Annotated in this window: 4 protein-coding genes; 1 reads left to right on the top strand and 3 read right to left on the bottom strand. The window is 72.6% G+C overall.

The window, feature by feature from the left end:
- Positions 1–63 precede the first annotated feature (63 nt).
- The gene (locus tag ETD85_RS06175) at positions 64–9,546 is read right to left on the bottom strand and encodes a non-ribosomal peptide synthetase/type I polyketide synthase (protein WP_138688629.1); all 9,483 of its coding nucleotides are present in this window, start codon (positions 9,544–9,546) and stop codon (positions 64–66) included.
- Positions 9,543–14,300, bottom strand: a complete 4,758-nt coding sequence (locus tag ETD85_RS06170; RefSeq protein WP_138688628.1) for a non-ribosomal peptide synthetase — start codon at positions 14,298–14,300, stop codon at positions 9,543–9,545. The genes ETD85_RS06175 and ETD85_RS06170 overlap by 4 nt, the downstream gene beginning before the upstream one ends.
- 495 nt (positions 14,301–14,795) lie before the next feature.
- Between ETD85_RS06170 and ETD85_RS06165 the strand changes: the two genes are divergently transcribed.
- A complete protein-coding gene (locus tag ETD85_RS06165) occupies positions 14,796–14,996 on the top strand; it encodes a hypothetical protein (RefSeq protein WP_138688627.1) in 201 nt (66 codons plus the stop codon).
- A 28-nt stretch (positions 14,997–15,024) separates the two neighbouring features.
- On the opposite strand, the gene ETD85_RS06160 is transcribed toward ETD85_RS06165, so the two are convergent.
- Complete coding sequence (locus ETD85_RS06160; protein ID WP_138688626.1) at positions 15,025–16,050, bottom strand: nuclear transport factor 2-like protein; 1,026 nt, start codon at positions 16,048–16,050, stop codon at positions 15,025–15,027.
- Positions 16,051–16,159 lie beyond the last annotated feature (109 nt).

Raw genomic sequence — 16,159 nt, 5'->3', positions numbered from 1 at the left:
TCATGGACCTCGCGGAGCTGTACGCGCGGCGCGTGACCTGCCCGATGGGCCCGGGGAGCGCGGTCAGGCGACGAGCTGCCTGTCGGCGCCCTCCTGGATCAGGTCCTTGTCGGCGATCACCACCGCGTCGGGGATCGCGTCGGGCAGGTCGTCCTCCAGGCGGCGCACCGGCCGGTAGCGGGCGGCCGCCAGGCCGATCAGCACGGTCACCGCGCCCGCCACGAGCATGAGCAGCCCGATCCCCCTGCCCCGCTCGGCGCCGGCGATGGGGTCGAAGACCCGCTCGACCACCGGCCCGGCCAGCAGGAAGCCGGCCGGGACCATGGCCCAGCTGAGCATCAGGTTCGTGGCGATGACCCTGCCCTGCAGGTCGAGCCCGACCTTCTGCTGCACGATCGAGAACCAGTGCGCGTTCAGCAGCGCGGTGAGCAGCCCGACGAAGAACAGCCCGATCGCGGGCAGCGCCGGGTGCGGCGCGATCCCGATGATCGCGAAGGCGAAGCCCAGGGCCACGAAGCAGCCGAGGATGCCGGTGGTCCGGCGGGCCAGGCCGCCGGTGACCGTCATGATCACGCTGCCGGTCAGCAGCCCGACGCCGGTCATCGACAGCGCCAGGCCCAGGCCACGGGTGTCGGTGAGGCTGAGCAGCAGCGGCGTGGCCAGGACCTCCACCATCGCGAACGGGAAGTTCAGGAACGAGGTGAACAGGATGATCGCCAGCAGCCCGTGCCTGCGGGTGATGTAGCGCCAGCCGCCCGTCACCTCCTGCCAGAACGTCTCCTCCCGCTTCTTGAACAGCGTGTCGGGGAAGCGGACCGCCAGGGTCACGGTGACCGCGAAGGCGAACGTCGACAGGTCGATGAGGATGATGCCGCTCAGCCCGATGGCGGCCACGAGCGCGCCGCCCATCAGCGGAGCCAGCACGGTCCCCGCCGCCTGGCCGAGCTGGGCCACGCCGCTGGCTCTGCCGTAATAGCGTTTGGGCACCAGCTGGGCCACGGCCGCCATGTAGGCGGGCTGATGGAAGGCCGTCGACACCGCTCCGACGGCGACGATGACGTACACGTGCCAGAGCTGGAGCCCGCCCGTCCAGAGCAGCGCCGCCAGCGCGGCTGAGGCGCAGCCGGCCGCCGAGTCGGCGGTGATCATGACGGTCTTGCGGTTCCAGCGGTCCGCCACCGCTCCGGCGATCGGCGCCAGCACGACGGCGGGCAGCAGCGCCATCACCGAGACGATGGCGAACATCGAGATCGATCGGGTCTGCTGGTAGACCCACAGCCCCAGCCCGAACGTGGTCAGCCCGGTCCCGATCAGCGACACGAGCTGGCCGAAGGCCACCGAGAAGAACGTCTTCAGGCTGGCCTCCTGGTACCGGGGCGGCAGCGGGGCCGGGGTCCGGTCCGCATCGCCGAGGATCTCGGCCAGCTCGGGCGCCTGGTGCTTCTGGAAGTAGTGCCCGGCCTTGGGGATGACCTCCAGCGACACCGAGTCGGAGAAGGCCTCCCACTCGCGGAAGCGCTCCTCGTACAGCTCGGTGGCGCGGTCGTTCTCGCCGACCACGCAGACCAGCGGCGCGGACAGCTTCGTGATGGGGGCCCGGTAGAGGTCGGTGTAGTAGTCCTCGCCCTCCTGGGTGTCGTGCAGGAAGACGCCCATGATGAAGTCGCGCTCGGCGGGCTCCAGCGCCTCGGTGAAGAAGCCCATGGCCCGCAGGAACTCCAGGGCCTGCCGCTTGGACGTCCACCGCTCCATCGGGAAGACCCGGCGGAACCAGGCGAAGGTCTTGCCCGGCAGGCGCGGCGCGGGGAAGTGGCCGCCGATGACCACCTTCTCCAGCTCCACGCCCTCCTCCTCCAGCCGGCGCGCGAGCTCGACGGTGAGCGCCCCGCCCATGCAGTGGCCGTAGAGGGCGAGCGGCCCGCTCGTCTTCTCCCTGATCTCCTTGACGCAGCCCTCCACCAGCTCGTGGAAGGGCAGCACGGGCTCGCCCGGGTTGCCGGTGTCGTGGCCGGGCGGCTCCAGCGCGAGCATCCTGACGTGCTCGGGCATGGCCGCCGCCAGCGGCTGGTACGTGATCGCGCCGGCGCCCGCGAACGGCATGCAGACCAGGGTCAGCGAGGCCGCGGACCGCGCGGGCGTCAGCTCGTGCAGGAGGCCGGACTGCTGCGACGAGCCGTCGAGCGTGGCGAAGGCGCGGATCGTGGGGTTCTTGAAGAGGTCCAGCACGGTCGCCTGGATCCCCGAGTCCCGCACGGCGCGCACGGCCTTGAACGAGTCGCCGCCCAGCGCAAAGAAGTCGTCGTCGATCCCGATCCCGGGCACGCCCAGGATCGCCGACCAGAGCTCGACCAGCCTGACCTCGGACGGCGTCCTGGGCGCCGTGCCCTCGGCGCGCGCCTGGCTCACCGGCTCGGGCAGCGCCTTGCGGTCCACCTTGCCGTTGGGGGTCAGCGGCAGCGCGTCCAGCAGCACGAACGCCGAAGGGATCATGTAGTCGGGCAGCTTGCGCCGCAGATGTTCCCGCCAGTCGGGCTCTGCGCCCGCCTCCTGAGGGGCGACGGTGGTCAGGTAGGCGGCGATGCTCTTGTCCTCGTCCGAGCCGCGCACCACCACGGCCGCCTCGCGGACCGCGGGATGGGCCAGCAGGTGCGACTCGATCTCGCCCAGCTCGATCCGGTAGCCGCGGACCTTCACCTGCCCGTCGGCCCGGCCCAGGAACTCGATCGAGCCGTCGGCGCGGCGGCGGGCCAGGTCGCCGGTCCGGTACAGCCGGCGGCCGTCCTGCCAGGTGACGAAGCGCTCCGCGGTCAGCTCGGGCTGGTGGAGGTAGTCGCGGGCCAGCCCCGCCCCGCCGATGTAGAGCTCGCCGACCACCCCGGTGGGGACGAGCTGCATCGCGGCGTCGAGCAGGTGGATCCGGGTGTTGGCGATCGGGTGGCCGATCGTGATCGGCCCGTCGGTGACCCGGGTGAGCGTGGACCAGATCGTGGTCTCGGTCGGCCCGTACATGTTCCACAGCTCGGCCACCCGGCCGCGCAGGTCGGTGGCCAGGTCGGCGGGCAGCGCCTCGCCGCCGCAGAGCGCCTTCAGCTCCGGCTTGCCCGCCCATCCCGACGACAGCAGCAGCCGCCAGGTCGCGGGCGTGGCCTGCATGACGGTGGCCTCGTCCAGCAGGGCGGCCAGCCGTACCGGGTCGTAGGCCGCCTCGCGGCTCGCGATCACCACGCGCCCGCCCGCCGTGAGCGGCAGGAACAGCTCCAGCACCGAGATGTCGAAGGCGAACGTGGTGACGGCCAGGAGCGTGTCCCGGCCGGTCAGGCCGGGCTCCCGGCGCATCGAGGCGAGGAAGTTGACCACCGAGGAGTGCTGGACGCGCACGCCCTTGGGCCGCCCGGTGGAGCCGGAGGTGTACAGGACGTAGCAGGGGTTCTGCTGGGTGGCCGACGCGGCCGGCCGCGCGGGGCTCTCGTCCGCGAAGCCGTCGTCGGCCAGGATCAGCTCCCCCTGGAAGCCGGTGTAACGCCCGGCCAGCTCGCGCTCGGTGACCAGGACGCCGATGCCGGAGTGGCCGAGGATGTAGTCCTGGCGCTCCTGCGGGTACATCGGGTCGAGCGGCACGTACGCGCCACCCGCCTTCAGCACGCCGAGCAGCGTGACCAGCATCGTCGCCGACCGCTCCATCGCGACGCCCACCAGCTCCTCGGGCCGCACTCCGGCCGCCCGCAGGCGGTGGGCGACCCGGTTGGCCTCCTCGTCCAGCTCCCGGTACGTCAGGGAGACGCCTTCGAAGGTGACGGCCACGGCGCCGGGCGTCCGGTCGGCCTGCGCCTCCACCAGCTCGTGGACGCACAGCTCCGGCACCTCGACGTCCTGGCTGCCGAGCTGCTCGGCCAGCTCCTCGCCGGTGAGGAAGGCCAGGCCGGACAGCGGGGTCTCCGGCGCCGCGACGATCGCGGAGAGCAGGGCCTCGTAGTGCCGCAGCAGCCGCCCGGCGGTGCCGGCGTCGTAGAGCGCGGTGTTGTACTCCAGCTTGCACAGCAGCTCGTCGCCCTGCTCGTAGGCGTAGAGCACCAGGTCCACCTGGGCGGTGCCGGCCTCCACGGCCAGCTCCTCCACGGCCAGCCCGGTCATGCCGAGGTCGCTCTTGGGCAGGTTGAGCAGGTTGAACAGCACCTGGAAGAGCGGGTTGCGCGACAGGTCCCGCGGCGGGTTGAGCTCCTCCACGAGCCGCTCGAACGGCACGTCCTGGTGGGCGTACGCGCCCAGGGCGTAGTCGCGCACCTGCGCCAGCAGCTCGGTGTACGGCAGGCCGCCGTCCATGGTGGCCCGCATGACCAGCGTGTTGATGAAGCAGCCCGCGATCCCTTCGAGCTCGGGACGGGTCCGCCCGGCCACCGGCGAGCCGATGGCGACGTCCTCCTGGCCGCTGTAGCGGTACAGCAGCGTGTGCAGCGCCGCCAGCAGGGTCATGTAGAGCGTGGCGCCGCGCTCCTGGCTCAGCCTGCGCAGCCCCGCCGCCAGCTCCGCGGGCAGCGCGCAGGTCGCGACCGCCCCCTCGAAGGTCTGCATCGGCGGGCGCGGCCGGTCCGTGGGCAGGTCGAGGCTGTGCGGCAGGCCGCGCAGCCGCTCCTTCCAGAAGCCGAGGTCGGAGCTCTGCCCCCGCTGCCAGCGCGCGTAGTCGCGATACCTGACCCGCTGCTCGGGAAGCGTCTCCCCCCTGTACAGCGCGGCCAGCTCGTTCTCCAGCATCGTGATCGTCCAGCCGTCCACGATGATGTGGTGGAAGACGAGCGACAGCACGTGGTGGCCGGGGGCGAGCCGCAGCAGCCGCGCCCGGAACAACGGGCCGTGCGCCAGGTCGAAGGGCTCGGCCACGGCCCGGCTCAGCGCCCGCTCGGCGTCGTCGCAGTCCTCGACCGGCAGCGGCGTGTCGATCTCGGGCAGCACGACCTGGACCGGCTCGCCGTCAGGGGCGCGGAAGACGGTCCGCAGCGACTCGTGCCGCCGCACCAGCCCGCGCAGGGCGTCGTGCAGGCGCTCCGCGTCCAGCTCGCCCCGCAGGTCCAGAGCCGTGGCCACGGCGTAGGCGGCCGAGCCGTGCACCTGGTCGATGAACCACATGCGCCGCTGGATGAACGAGACGGGCACGGGACCGGGCTCCTCGACGACCGGGATCACCTCCCGGGCGGCCGCCGGGACGGCGACCGCCGGCCGCCGGGCGTCGGCCGCGGCGAGGAGCGCCCGCTGGCCGCCCAGCGTGGGGTGCTCGAAGACCGCCTCGATGGGCAGGCCGAGGCGGGAGGCGAGCTGGGTGGCCACGAGGGAGTCGCCGCCCAGCTCGAAGAAGTCGTCCTGCGGGCCGGCCGGCGCGATGCCGAGCACGTCCCGCCAGGCGGCGGCGACCGCGTCGTGCTCCTCGTCCGCGCGCGCCACCGGCGCCGCCGCGACCTCGGAGCGCCGGGTGCGCGGCCCGATCCAGTAGCGGCGCCGCTCGAACGGGTAGGCGGGCAGCGGCACCCGCCTGCCCGGCGGGCCGAAGGCCGCCCAGTCGATGCCGGCGCCGGCCACCCACAGCCGGCCGACGCCCTCCAGCAGCGCGGCCGGCCCGCCGTCCGGTTCGGCCAGCGGGGTGGCCGTCGCCTGGCCGCCCTGGCGGCGTACCAGGATGGCCAGCGTACGTCCCGGGCCCGCCTCCAGCACCGCCGCGCCGGCCGCCACCAGGGCGTGGGCGCAGTCGGCGAACCGGACGGTCTCCCGCAGGTGGCGTACCCAGTAGGCCGGGTCCTTGGTCTCGGCGCCGGACGCCCAGCCGCCCGTGACGTTGGAGAGGTACGGCAGCTCCGGCGTGCCGAGCTGCACGGAGGCGAACTCGGCGGCGAAGGCGTCGAGCACCGGGTCCAGCATGGCGGAGTGGAAGGCGTGGGAGGTGCGCAGCCGGCGGCAGGCGACGCCCTGCCGCGTCAGCCGCCGCTCCAGCTCGTCGATGGCCTGCTCGGGGCCGGCCAGGACGCACATCTCAGGCGTGTTGACCGCCGCCAGCGAGATGTCCTCGCTGAGCAGCCCGGTCGCCTCGGACTCCGGCAGCGGCACGGCCAGCATCGAGCCGGGGGGCAGGCTCTGCACGAGGCGGCCGCGGGCGGCGACCAGGCGCAGGGCGTCCTCCAGGGTGAAGACCCCGGCCAGGCAGGCGGCGACGTACTCGCCGATGCTGTGCCCGGCCATCATCGACGGTCGGACCCCGCGCTCGATCAGCGTGCGGGCGAGGGCGTACTCGGTGAGGAAGAGCGCGGGCTGGGTGAGCCAGGTCTGGTCGAGGTCGCCGCCCTCGCCGTACAGGGCCTCGCGCAGGTCGAGACCGAGGTACGGCCGCAGGATCCCGGAGCCTGCGTCGATCGTGGCGCGGAAGATGTCGTCCGACCGGTACAGCCCCGCGCCCATCCCGCGGCGTTGCGCGCCCTGCCCGGGGAAGAGGAAGGCGATCTCGCGCGCCCGCGCCTCGCCCGTGATGAGCTCGGCCTCCAGCGCCGAGCGCGGGTCCCCGGCCACCAGGACGCCACGGTGCCGCAGCTGGCGGCGGCCGTGCCGCAGGGTGGCGGCGACGTCGCCCAGGTCCGTGCCGGGATGCTCGCGCAGGTGGGCGCGCAGCCGGGTGGCCGACTCCGCCAGCGCGGACTCGCCGGCGGCCGACAGGAGCAGCAGGTGCGGCCCCTCCTGCGCGACGGCGGCGGACGGGCTCGGGGGAGCCTCCTCCAGGACGACGTGGGCGTTGGTGCCGCCCATCCCGAAGGCGCTGACGCCCGCCCTGCGCGGCCCCTCGCCCTGCGGCCACTCCTCGCCGGTAGTGGGCACGTAGAACGGGCTGAAGTCGATGCGCGGGTTGGGCGCCGCGAAGTTGACCGTGGGCGGCAGCGTGCGGTGCTTGAGCGCCAGCACGGTCTTGATCAGCCCGGCCATCCCGGCGGCCGCGTCGGCGTGCCCGATGTTGGACTTGACCGAGCCCAGCGCGATCCGCCGGTCCCCGGTGAAGACCTGGGAGAGCGCCGCGACCTCGATGGGGTCGCCGAGCGCGGTGCCCGTGCCGTGCGCCTCGACGTAGCCGATGGTCCCGGGATCGACGCCGGCCGCGGCCAGCGCCGCGGTGATGACCTCGGCCTGGCCGTCCACGGCGGGCGCGGCGTAGCCGACCTTCCTGGTGCCGTCGTTGTTGACCGCGGAGCCGCGTACCACGGCGTGGACGGTGTCGCCCGCGGCGAGGGCGTCCTCCAGCCGCTTGAGCACGACGACGCCCACGCCGCTGGCCCCGATCGTGCCCTGGGCGGCGGCGTCGAAGGGGCGGCAGTGGCCGTCCGGCGAGCCGATCCCACCGCTCTGGTAGAGGTAGCCGCGGCGGGTCCAGGCGTTGACCCGCACGCCTCCGGCCAGCGCGACGTCGCAGTCGCCCGCCAGCAGGCTCTGCCTGGCCAGGTGGAGCGCGACCAGCGAGGTGGAGCACGCGGTGTTGACGCTGATGCTCGGCCCGCGCAGGTCGAGCTTGTAGGAGGTCCTGGTGGGCAGCGAGTCCTTGTCGTTGCTGAGCATGACCTGGTACTCGCCCACCGCCTTGAGCACGTCGGGGGCGGCCAGCAGGTTCTCGATGAAATAGCTGCTCATGGCCGAGCCGGCGAAGACGCCGATCTGCCCGGGATGGCGGGCGGGGTCGCAGCCCGCGTCCTCCAGCGCCTCCCAGGCGCTCTCCAGGAACAGCCGCTGCTGCGGGTCCAGGATCTCGGCCTCGCGCGGGGTGAACTCGAACAGCGTGGCGTCGAACAGGTCGATGCCGTCCAGCACCGTGCCCGACCGGACGTAGGCGGGGTCCGCCAGCCGGTCGGGGTCCTCGCCGTCGGCGAGCAGCTCCTCGTCGGTGAAGTCCTGGACGGCCTCCACCCCGTCGCGGATCGCCGCCCAGAACTCCTCGGGCCCGCTCGCGCCGGGGAACCGGCAGGCCATGCCGACGATGGCGAGCGCGCCGCTCGCGGGTGCGGCGGCCGTGACCACCGCGGGCGCCGGAGCCTCGGGGCTCAGGTACGCCGTCAGCGAGGCGATCGTCGGATACCTGAACAGGTCGGTGACCGTCAGGCTGAACCGCTTGCGCAGCCGCTCGTGCACCTGCAGGACCAGCAGCGAGTGGCCGCCGACCTCGAAGAAGTTGTCGCCGGGGCCGAAGGCGTCGCTGCCCAGCGCCTCGCGCCAGGCACGGGTGACGATCTGGGCGATCTGGTGCCGCGGCAGGTCCGCGGCCGGCTCCTCGCCGCTCATCGCCGTGCTCAGCACCTGCCGCAGGTCGGCCACCAGGCCGCGGATCGTCGCCTCGTGGAACAGGTCCGTGTTGTACTCCACGAGCCCGTCCAGGCTCTCGCGCACGCCCACGGTCAGGTCGAACTTGGCCGTGCGCTCGGGGATCTCCACGGGGGTGACCGTGAGTCCGGTCAGCTCCAGCTCCGCCGTGGCCGCGGGCAGCATGTTGAACATCGTCTGGAACACCGGCCCGTGGTCCAGGCGGCGCTCCGGGTTGAGCTCCTCCACCAGCCGCTCGAAGGGCATCCCCTGGTGCTCGTGGGCGTCGAGCACCGCGTCCTTGACCCGCTCGGCCACCTCGGCGAACGACGGCTCGCCCGACAGGTCGGCACGGATGGCCAGGGTGTTGGTGAAGAACCCGATCAGGCCCTCGTACTCGATCCGGTCCCGGTTGGCGATGGGCGTTCCCACCACCAGGTCCCGCCGGCCCGAGCGCCGGGAGAGCACCACCAGGTAGGCCGCGAACAGCACCATGTAGGGGGTGGCGCCCAGGCTCCGGCAGTACGCCGCGAACTCCTCGCGCGGAAGGTCGAGCGTGAAGGGCAGCTCGGCCCCCGCGTACGTCTGGACGGCCGGCCTGGGCAGGTCCGGCGGCAGCTCGGTGAGCGGCGGCGCGCCCGCCAGCGTCGTGCGCCAGTAGTCCAGGTCCGCGCCGAAGTCCTGCTCCCGCTGCCAGATCGCGTAGTCCGGGTACTGCCTCGGCAGCGCGGCCGGCTCCTGGCCGTCGTAGAGCGCGCTCAGCTCCCTGCGCAGCACGTCGAGAGACCAGGCGTCGGCCACGATGTGGTGCAGGGTGAGGTGCAGCACGTGCCGGCCGGCGTCTTCGCGCACCAGGTGCGCGCGGATGAGCGGGCCGGTGGTCAGGTCCATCGGCGTCTCGTCCGCGGCGTCCGCCAGCTCGATCGCGAGGGTCCCGGCCACGATCTGGTACGGGCCGTCCTCGTCCATGGCGAACGTGGTGCGCAGGCTCTCGTGCCTGGCGACCAGCGCGTTCAGGGCGCGGTGCAGCCGGTCGCGGTCGAGCGGGCCCTCGATGCGGAAGGCGAGCGGGATCAGGTAGTGCGCGGCGCCGGGCGCCATCCGGTCCAGATACCAGGCGCGCAGCTGGGCGAAGGACATCGGCAGCCGGTCCGGCCTGGACGGCGGCGCGGCCTGCTGCTTCTTCTTCCGTAACGCCTCCAGGAGCTGGCGCTGCTGGGCTGACAGGCTCATTCGTCACCTTCCATCGACCGCAGCAGGGCTTCGGCCTCTTCGTCCGAGTACGCGGCCACCATGAGATAGAGCTCCGCGGCCGCCTCCACGTCGGGCGACGTGAGCTGTGCGCCGAGCTCGGCGACGGTCGGGTGGGCGAAGAGCGTGCGCAGCGGCACCCGCACCTCCAGCGCCTCGTTCAGCCGGGAGGCGATCCGGGTCGCGTTGAGCGAGTGGCCGCCCAGGTCGAAGAGGTTGTCGTGCCGTCCGACCTCACCGCCCAGCACCTCCTGCCAGATGGCCGCGACGGCCTGCTCCACCGGGGTGGCCGGGGGAGTGACGGTCCGCGCGACCGTGCCGGGCTCCGGCAGCGCCTGCCGGTCCACCTTGCCGGACGGGTTCACCGGCAGCGACTCCAGCGCGACGAACGTGCCCGGCACCATGTACTCGGGCAGCCGCTCGGCGAGATGGGCGCGCAGCTCGGGGGGAGGGACGGGAGGACCGCCGGCGACGACGTAGGCCACCAGCCCGCCGTCCCTGGCCATGACGAACGCCTCACGCACGGCGGGATGCCCGGCCAGCACGGCGGCGATCTCGCCCGGCTCCACCCGGTACCCGCGGATCTTGACCTGGTCGTCCGCACGGCCGAGGAACTCGATGTCGCCCGCCTCGTTGCGGCGGGCCAGGTCGCCCGTCCGGTAGAGCCTGCGGCCGTCCCGCCAGGTGACGAAACGTTCCCGCGTCAGCTCGGGCTGGCCGTAATAGCCCCTGGCCAGGCAGGCGCCGCCGAGATGCAGCTCGCCGGGCAGGCCGTCGGGCGTCTCGTGGCCCAGGCGGTTGAGGATGATCGCCTGGATGCCGGTGACCGGTTTGCCGATGGGCGGCAGCCGGGGCCAGTCCTGCGGCGGGCCCGTGAGCGTGTGGGCGATGTCGATGATCGCGCCCTCGGTCGGCCCGTACTGGTTGTGCAGCGTCATCCAGGGCTTGACGAACTGTTCGAGCTGCGGGGTGACCTGGAGCTGCTCGCCCGCGGTGATCACCTCGCGCAGCGTGGCGGGCGGCTCCACTCCGGCGCCGGCCAGCGACTGCAGCGCCACGAAGGGCAGGAAGATCCGCTCCACCCGGGTCCTGGCGATGTGGTCGAGCAGGGCGGCCGGGTCGCGCCGCACGTCGTCGGCGACCATGACCAGCGTGCCTCCGTACGCCCAGGTGCTGAAGATCTCCTGCACGGAGACGTCGAAGCCGAGCGCGGTGAACTGCAGGCTGCGGTACGCGCCGCTGTGCCAGGCCATCAGGTTGGCGACCGGGCGGTGCGGCATGGCCACGCCCTTGGGCTGCCCGGTCGAGCCCGAGGTGAACAGGATGTAGGCCAGGTCGTCGGGCGTGACACCGCTGTCCGGCCGGTGGTCGGGCTGGCCGCCGAGGTCGGTGTCGACGTGGACCGGCCGCTCGTGCGGCAGGCCGCCGGCCAGCGCCCGGTGCGTCACCAGGACCGGGGTGTCGACCCGGCCGAGCACCTGGGTGAGGCGGCCGCGGGGGTAGGAGGGGTCGAGCGGCACGTACGCGCCGCCCGACTTCAGGATGCCCAGCAGCGCCACGGGCAGGTCGAGCGAGCGGCCCACGTGCAGGGCGACCGGCACCTCCGGGCCCACCCCGAGCCCGCGCAGCAGGTGGGCCAGCCGGTTGGCCCGCCGGTCGAGCTCGGCGTAGGTCAGGCAGGCGCCTTCGAACTCCACCGCGACCGCGTCGGGCGTCCGGTCCGCCTGCTGCTCGAAGAGCCGGTGCAGGCACTGGTCGGGTCCGTGACCGGCGGGCTCGTGCTCCCGGGCGAGCAGCGCGGAGACCGGCGCGGCCGGGTCGGCCGCCACCTGCTCCAGGACGCGTACGTAGTGCCGCAGCAGGCGTTCCGCGGTGGCGCGCTCGAACAGGTCGGTGGCGAACTCCAGGCTCATCTCCCGGCCTTCGGCGTAGAGCACCAGGTCGGCCTTGGCGCCGCCGTTCTCCACCTCTTCGAGCATCCGGAAGGTGACCCCGTCGCCGCGCCTGGCGTCCGGCGGCTCCTGCATCGCGAACATCACGTCGAAGGGCGGCCGGCCGTCGGGGCAGAGCTCTCGTACGATCTCTTCGAGCGGCACGTCCGAGGGCGTGGCCAGGACCGCCGCCCGCACCTGCCCGAGCAGGCGCTCGAAGGAGGGGTCGCCGTCCAGGGTGGTCCTGATCGGCAGTGTCTCCACGAAAAAGCCGATCATGGAGTCGGCGCCCGGCGCCTCCCTGCCCGAGAACGGCACGCCCGTCACGATGTCGTCCTGGCCGCTGTAGCGGGCCAGCAGCGCCTGGAACGCGGCGAACAGCACCATGAAGGGGCTCGCCTGACCGCGCCTGCCCACCTGCTCCAGCGCGGGGAGCAGCCCGTCCGGCAGCGTGGCCCGGACCCGCGAGCCGCGCCGGGCGGGCTTGCCCGATCCCGGGCGGTCGGCGGGCAGCGCCAGCCGCTCGGGCGGCGACTCCAGGACCTTCCTCCAGTACGGCAGCCCGTCCACGCCCTGCCCGCGCCGGTACGGCCCGGCCGGTTCGGGCAGGCTCTCCCCGGCGTACAGCCGGGCCAGCTCGTCCAGCAGGACCCCGGCCGACCAGCCGTCGAAGGCGATGTGGTGGACGGTCACCAGCAGCCGGTGCCGGTCGTCGGCGAGCTTGAGCAGCAGCGCCCGCAGCAAAGGACCGTTCCGCAGGTCGAAGGGGTCACGGGCGGCGTGCCTGGCCAGCGCGTCCGCGCCGCGCGGGGTGGCGTCCACGATCTTCATCCGCACGGCCGCGGCCGGCTCGACGACGGGCACCGGCTCGCCGTCCTGCTCCTCGTAGCGGGTGCGCAGGGGCGGGTGGCGGCGGACGACCTCGTTGATCGCCCGCTCCAGGCGCGCGGTGTCGAGCGGCCCGTCCAGGTCGTACAGGATGGGCACGTTGTACGCCGGGCCGGGTGCCACCTGGTCGATGAACCACAGGCGGCGCTGCGCGGGCGTGAGCCCGTCCGCCTCCCGTGGCGATGTGGGGGGCGCGGTTTCCGGCAGGTCGTCGATCGCGCGGGCCAGCGCGGCGAGCGCGGGCCGCTCGAACAGCATCCGGGGCTCGACCGGCTTGCCCAGCCGCTCGCCGGCGCGGGCCGCGATGCGCATCGCCAGCAGCGACTGGCCGCCCAGCGCCAGGAAGTCGTCGTCGGCGCCGATCGCCCCGGCGGCGAAGAACTCCTGCCAGAGCTCGGCGAGCAGCGTCTCGGTGGCGGTGGCGGGCGGCGTGATCGAGCGGCGCTCGCGGACCGGGTCGGGCAGCGTGGCACGGTCCACCTTGCCGTTGCCGGTCAGGGGGAGCTCGTCCAGGTGGACCACGGCGGTGGGGATCATGTAGTCGGGCAGGAACCGGCGCAGGTGGGCGCGCACCTCCTGCCCGGTCGCGGTGCCGACGACGTAGGCGACCAGGTCGTGGCCGCGGACGGCGGTGGTGGCGGCGCGGACGCCCGGATGGCGGCCGAGCACGGTCTCGATCTCGCCGAGCTCCACCCGGTTGCCCCGGATCTTGACCTGGTCGTCGAGCCGGCCGAGGAACTCGATGAGCCCGTCGGGCCGGCGGCGGGCCAGGTCTCCGGTGCGGTAGAGGAGCTCCCCGTCCTGGTCCCGGACGAAGCGCTCGGCCGTCAGGTCGGGCCGGTCGAGGTAGCCCAGGCCGACGCACACGCCACCGAGGTGGATCTCGCCCTCCTCGACCGGCCGCATGGCCTCGTCCAGCAGGCGGACGGTGACGCCGGGCAGCGGCGAGCCGAGCGCGGGCGGCCGGCTCTGGCCGTCGCGGACCGGCACCTCGCCGGCGATCGCGTTGACGGCGCACTCGGCCGGGCCGTAGAGGTTGATCAGCCGGAAGGGCAGCTCGGGCGCGGGGTAGGTGGTGAGCCGGTCGCCGCCGGTGCTCAGCGTGGCCAGCCTGGTCCCCGCCGGCCAGGACAGGCCGAGCAGGCCCTCGGCGATGGGCGTGGGCGCGTAGCAGGTGGTGAGCTCCTGCTCCACGATCCAGTCGCGCAACGCGGGCAGCGAAAGCCTCGTGCGCTCGTCGGGGATGACCATGGTGGTCCCGGCGGTCAGGTACGTCCAGATCTCCCAGACCGACGGGTCGAAGTTGGGGCTCGTGAGCAGCGGGGCCCGGCCGCCGGTGCCGAAGGTCTCGTGCGACCACCGGATCAGGTTGGCCAGCGCGCGGTGGGGGACGAGCACCCCCTTGGGAGCACCGGTGGACCCGGAGGTGTGAATGACGTACGCCAGATCGCCGGGCTGAGGGTGGGACGGGTGCTCCGCACCGGGGTGGGACGGGTGCTCCGTATCGGGCGCGGGCGGCGCGTCCGTCGCGGCGGGCGTGTCGATCACGGGGACGCCGCCGGGGACCAGCGACCGCCACTCCGGCGCCGTGACGACGGCCGCGGCCCCCGCCAGCATGGCGCGGATCCGCTCCACGGGCGTGGCCGGGTCGATCGGCGCGAACGCGACACCCGCCTTCATCGCGCCGAGCTGGCCCGCGACCAGCCGGATCGAGCGCCCGGCCAGCACGGCCACCCAGCTCCGGCCGGGGGTCGTCAGGCTGCGCAGCTCGGCTGCGATGCCGTTCGCCAGGCGGTCCAGCTCCCGGTAGGTGAGCTGTTCTGGACCAGCCGAAACAGCGACCTTTTGTGGGGCCGCATCCAGCTGAGCCTGGTAAAGCTGCAGAACAGATGCTAAGGATGCTGCATCCGACGTCATTGTCACGCCTGCCGATTGTTGAGTTTTTTAGGACTTTTTGGCACGCCGCGGAACAGAATGACCTGATCATTCGTTATGTGTCAACTGCGCACGTAAGCGGAGGTTGTGGTGTTGCGTCCCGGCGACGGGGCACAGCCCCGCCCGCGCGGCCGGGGCTCGCCTCTCGCTACCGTCACCCGCGCCACGGGACCATCCCCGGTCGGCGAGGCGTCCCGTCGTGCGGCATCATGAGGTGCACGGCTCGCCCGGTACTGGGCATCACTCTGGGCTGACTGGGCGGCCAGGGTAGGCCGCTCGGAGAAGTGCGTCCGCAGCTTCTGGCGTCCCCAGGACGGCTTTCCCGCCCCCATCGGGCGACGGCCGACCCTGCACACCACCGGCCCGGACCCGGAGCTGTACGACGAGGCCGCCCTGGACGCATGGCGGGCCCGGGCGCTCACCTCGCCGACGCCGTACCCGATGCCGGCCGCCGCCGGAATGGGTCAGCAGCGACGGATGGAAGGCCCGATCGTGCAGGCCCAACCCGCAGCCGCCGGGGCGACCGCGTCGGCGAGTAAGGCGCGAGGGCTACTTGAGAGGCTGAAGCTTCCCGGCAGCGTCCGCACCGGGCTCGATGCCATCATGGACATGGGAAAGACCATGACGACGATCAGCACCGACACGGACCCGCTCGCCGGCTCGGCCGCCCGGCGCTAGCCAGGCCATCTCGGTAGTGAGGTAAGGATCACTGCTTGACCGCAAGCAGGCCGTACAGTTTGCTGATCTTCTCCTGGTCGGCAATGAGCGGCAGCGTGTCGAACGTCAGGTTCCAGTCGGTCACCTTGCCGTGCCGGTGGCCGAAGCGCTCGATGATGCCGAAGGTGATGTCACGACCCTGACTGCGGACCGTGCCGTACCACTCCTGATAGGTGGCGTTCTTGGTGCGTACTGTCTGCCCTGGTTCGAGCTTGCCTGCGGGGGTGCCATCCTGGTCGTCCTCGAATTTGCCGACCAGCTTGTTGATGTAGGCGAGCTTGGCAGATCGGGTATGCAGCGTGCGCTCGCCGAGCCCGATACCCGACAGCGGCGCCGCGCCGACGCCGTCCACCAGAGCCTCGGCGTTCTTGCCGTTCCAAGCGGCGGCGCGGGCGAGAAGGTTCTTGGTCAGCTGGCTCACGCGCACTGGTCTGAGGGGAGCGCGTCCGTCGGAGTCAGTGATACCGCCGAACATGTCCTCCAGGCGCAGTTCCACAGGGGCGATCGGGTTGAACCAGGCGAATCTGTCGTAGTAGCGCCGTCCCTGCACCACGTCGCCGTCCTTGTTCACCACGACGCGGTAGATGGCGGGGTAGTCGATGGTGCGGCCGTGCACCACGATCCGGTTGGCGGCACCGTACATGACCGTGTTGCCGCCGATGGCTATGCGAGTCGGGCGCATGTTGAAGGACGGGACGAGCGTGAGGCTGTTGGAGATGGACTTCTTGATGTTCTCCTTACCCTGAACGATCGGGCTGGCCGCCTCCCAGAGCGTGGCGTCCTGCGACCAGATCCTCTCGTATGCCGCCACCCGCTCGTCGAAGCCGTCCTCGGTGAGCATGGCGCCGAAGGTGGTCTGCCGCCCGATGAAGGTGCTGGCCTGCGGGGTCATCCGCCCCTCGATCACCGGCTGCGCCGGTTCCTGGGCCTGAACTGGAGTGGCCACAACACCGAAAGCAAAAGTGCCGGCCGCAAGGGCAAGGCTAAGGTTCCGCTTCACGTTCATGACCATCATTCAGCCCCAAACCTCTCCTACCTGTCGATTACCTGCCACATAGGGTGGATTTCGGGCGGCGACTCCCGGTGTCGGCCCCCACTCGGGTCCGTGTCACCGGCCCCAAAGT

This window comes from Nonomuraea zeae (assembly GCF_005889725.1).
GTDB lineage: Bacteria > Actinomycetota > Actinomycetes > Streptosporangiales > Streptosporangiaceae > Nonomuraea > Nonomuraea zeae.
This window is presented reverse-complemented; position numbering and strand designations above follow the sequence as displayed.

Excerpts from the sequence above, each read along its gene's own strand:
- ETD85_RS06160 (WP_138688626.1), bottom strand. The coding sequence starts at position 16,050 with ATGATGGTCATGAACGTGAAGCGGAACCTTAGCCTTGCCCTTGCGGCC.
- ETD85_RS06170 (WP_138688628.1), bottom strand. The coding sequence starts at position 14,300 with ATGACGTCGGATGCAGCATCCTTAGCATCTGTTCTGCAGCTTTACCAG.
- ETD85_RS06175 (WP_138688629.1), bottom strand. The coding sequence starts at position 9,546 with ATGAGCCTGTCAGCCCAGCAGCGCCAGCTCCTGGAGGCGTTACGGAAG.
- ETD85_RS06165 (WP_138688627.1), top strand. The coding sequence starts at position 14,796 with ATGGAAGGCCCGATCGTGCAGGCCCAACCCGCAGCCGCCGGGGCGACC.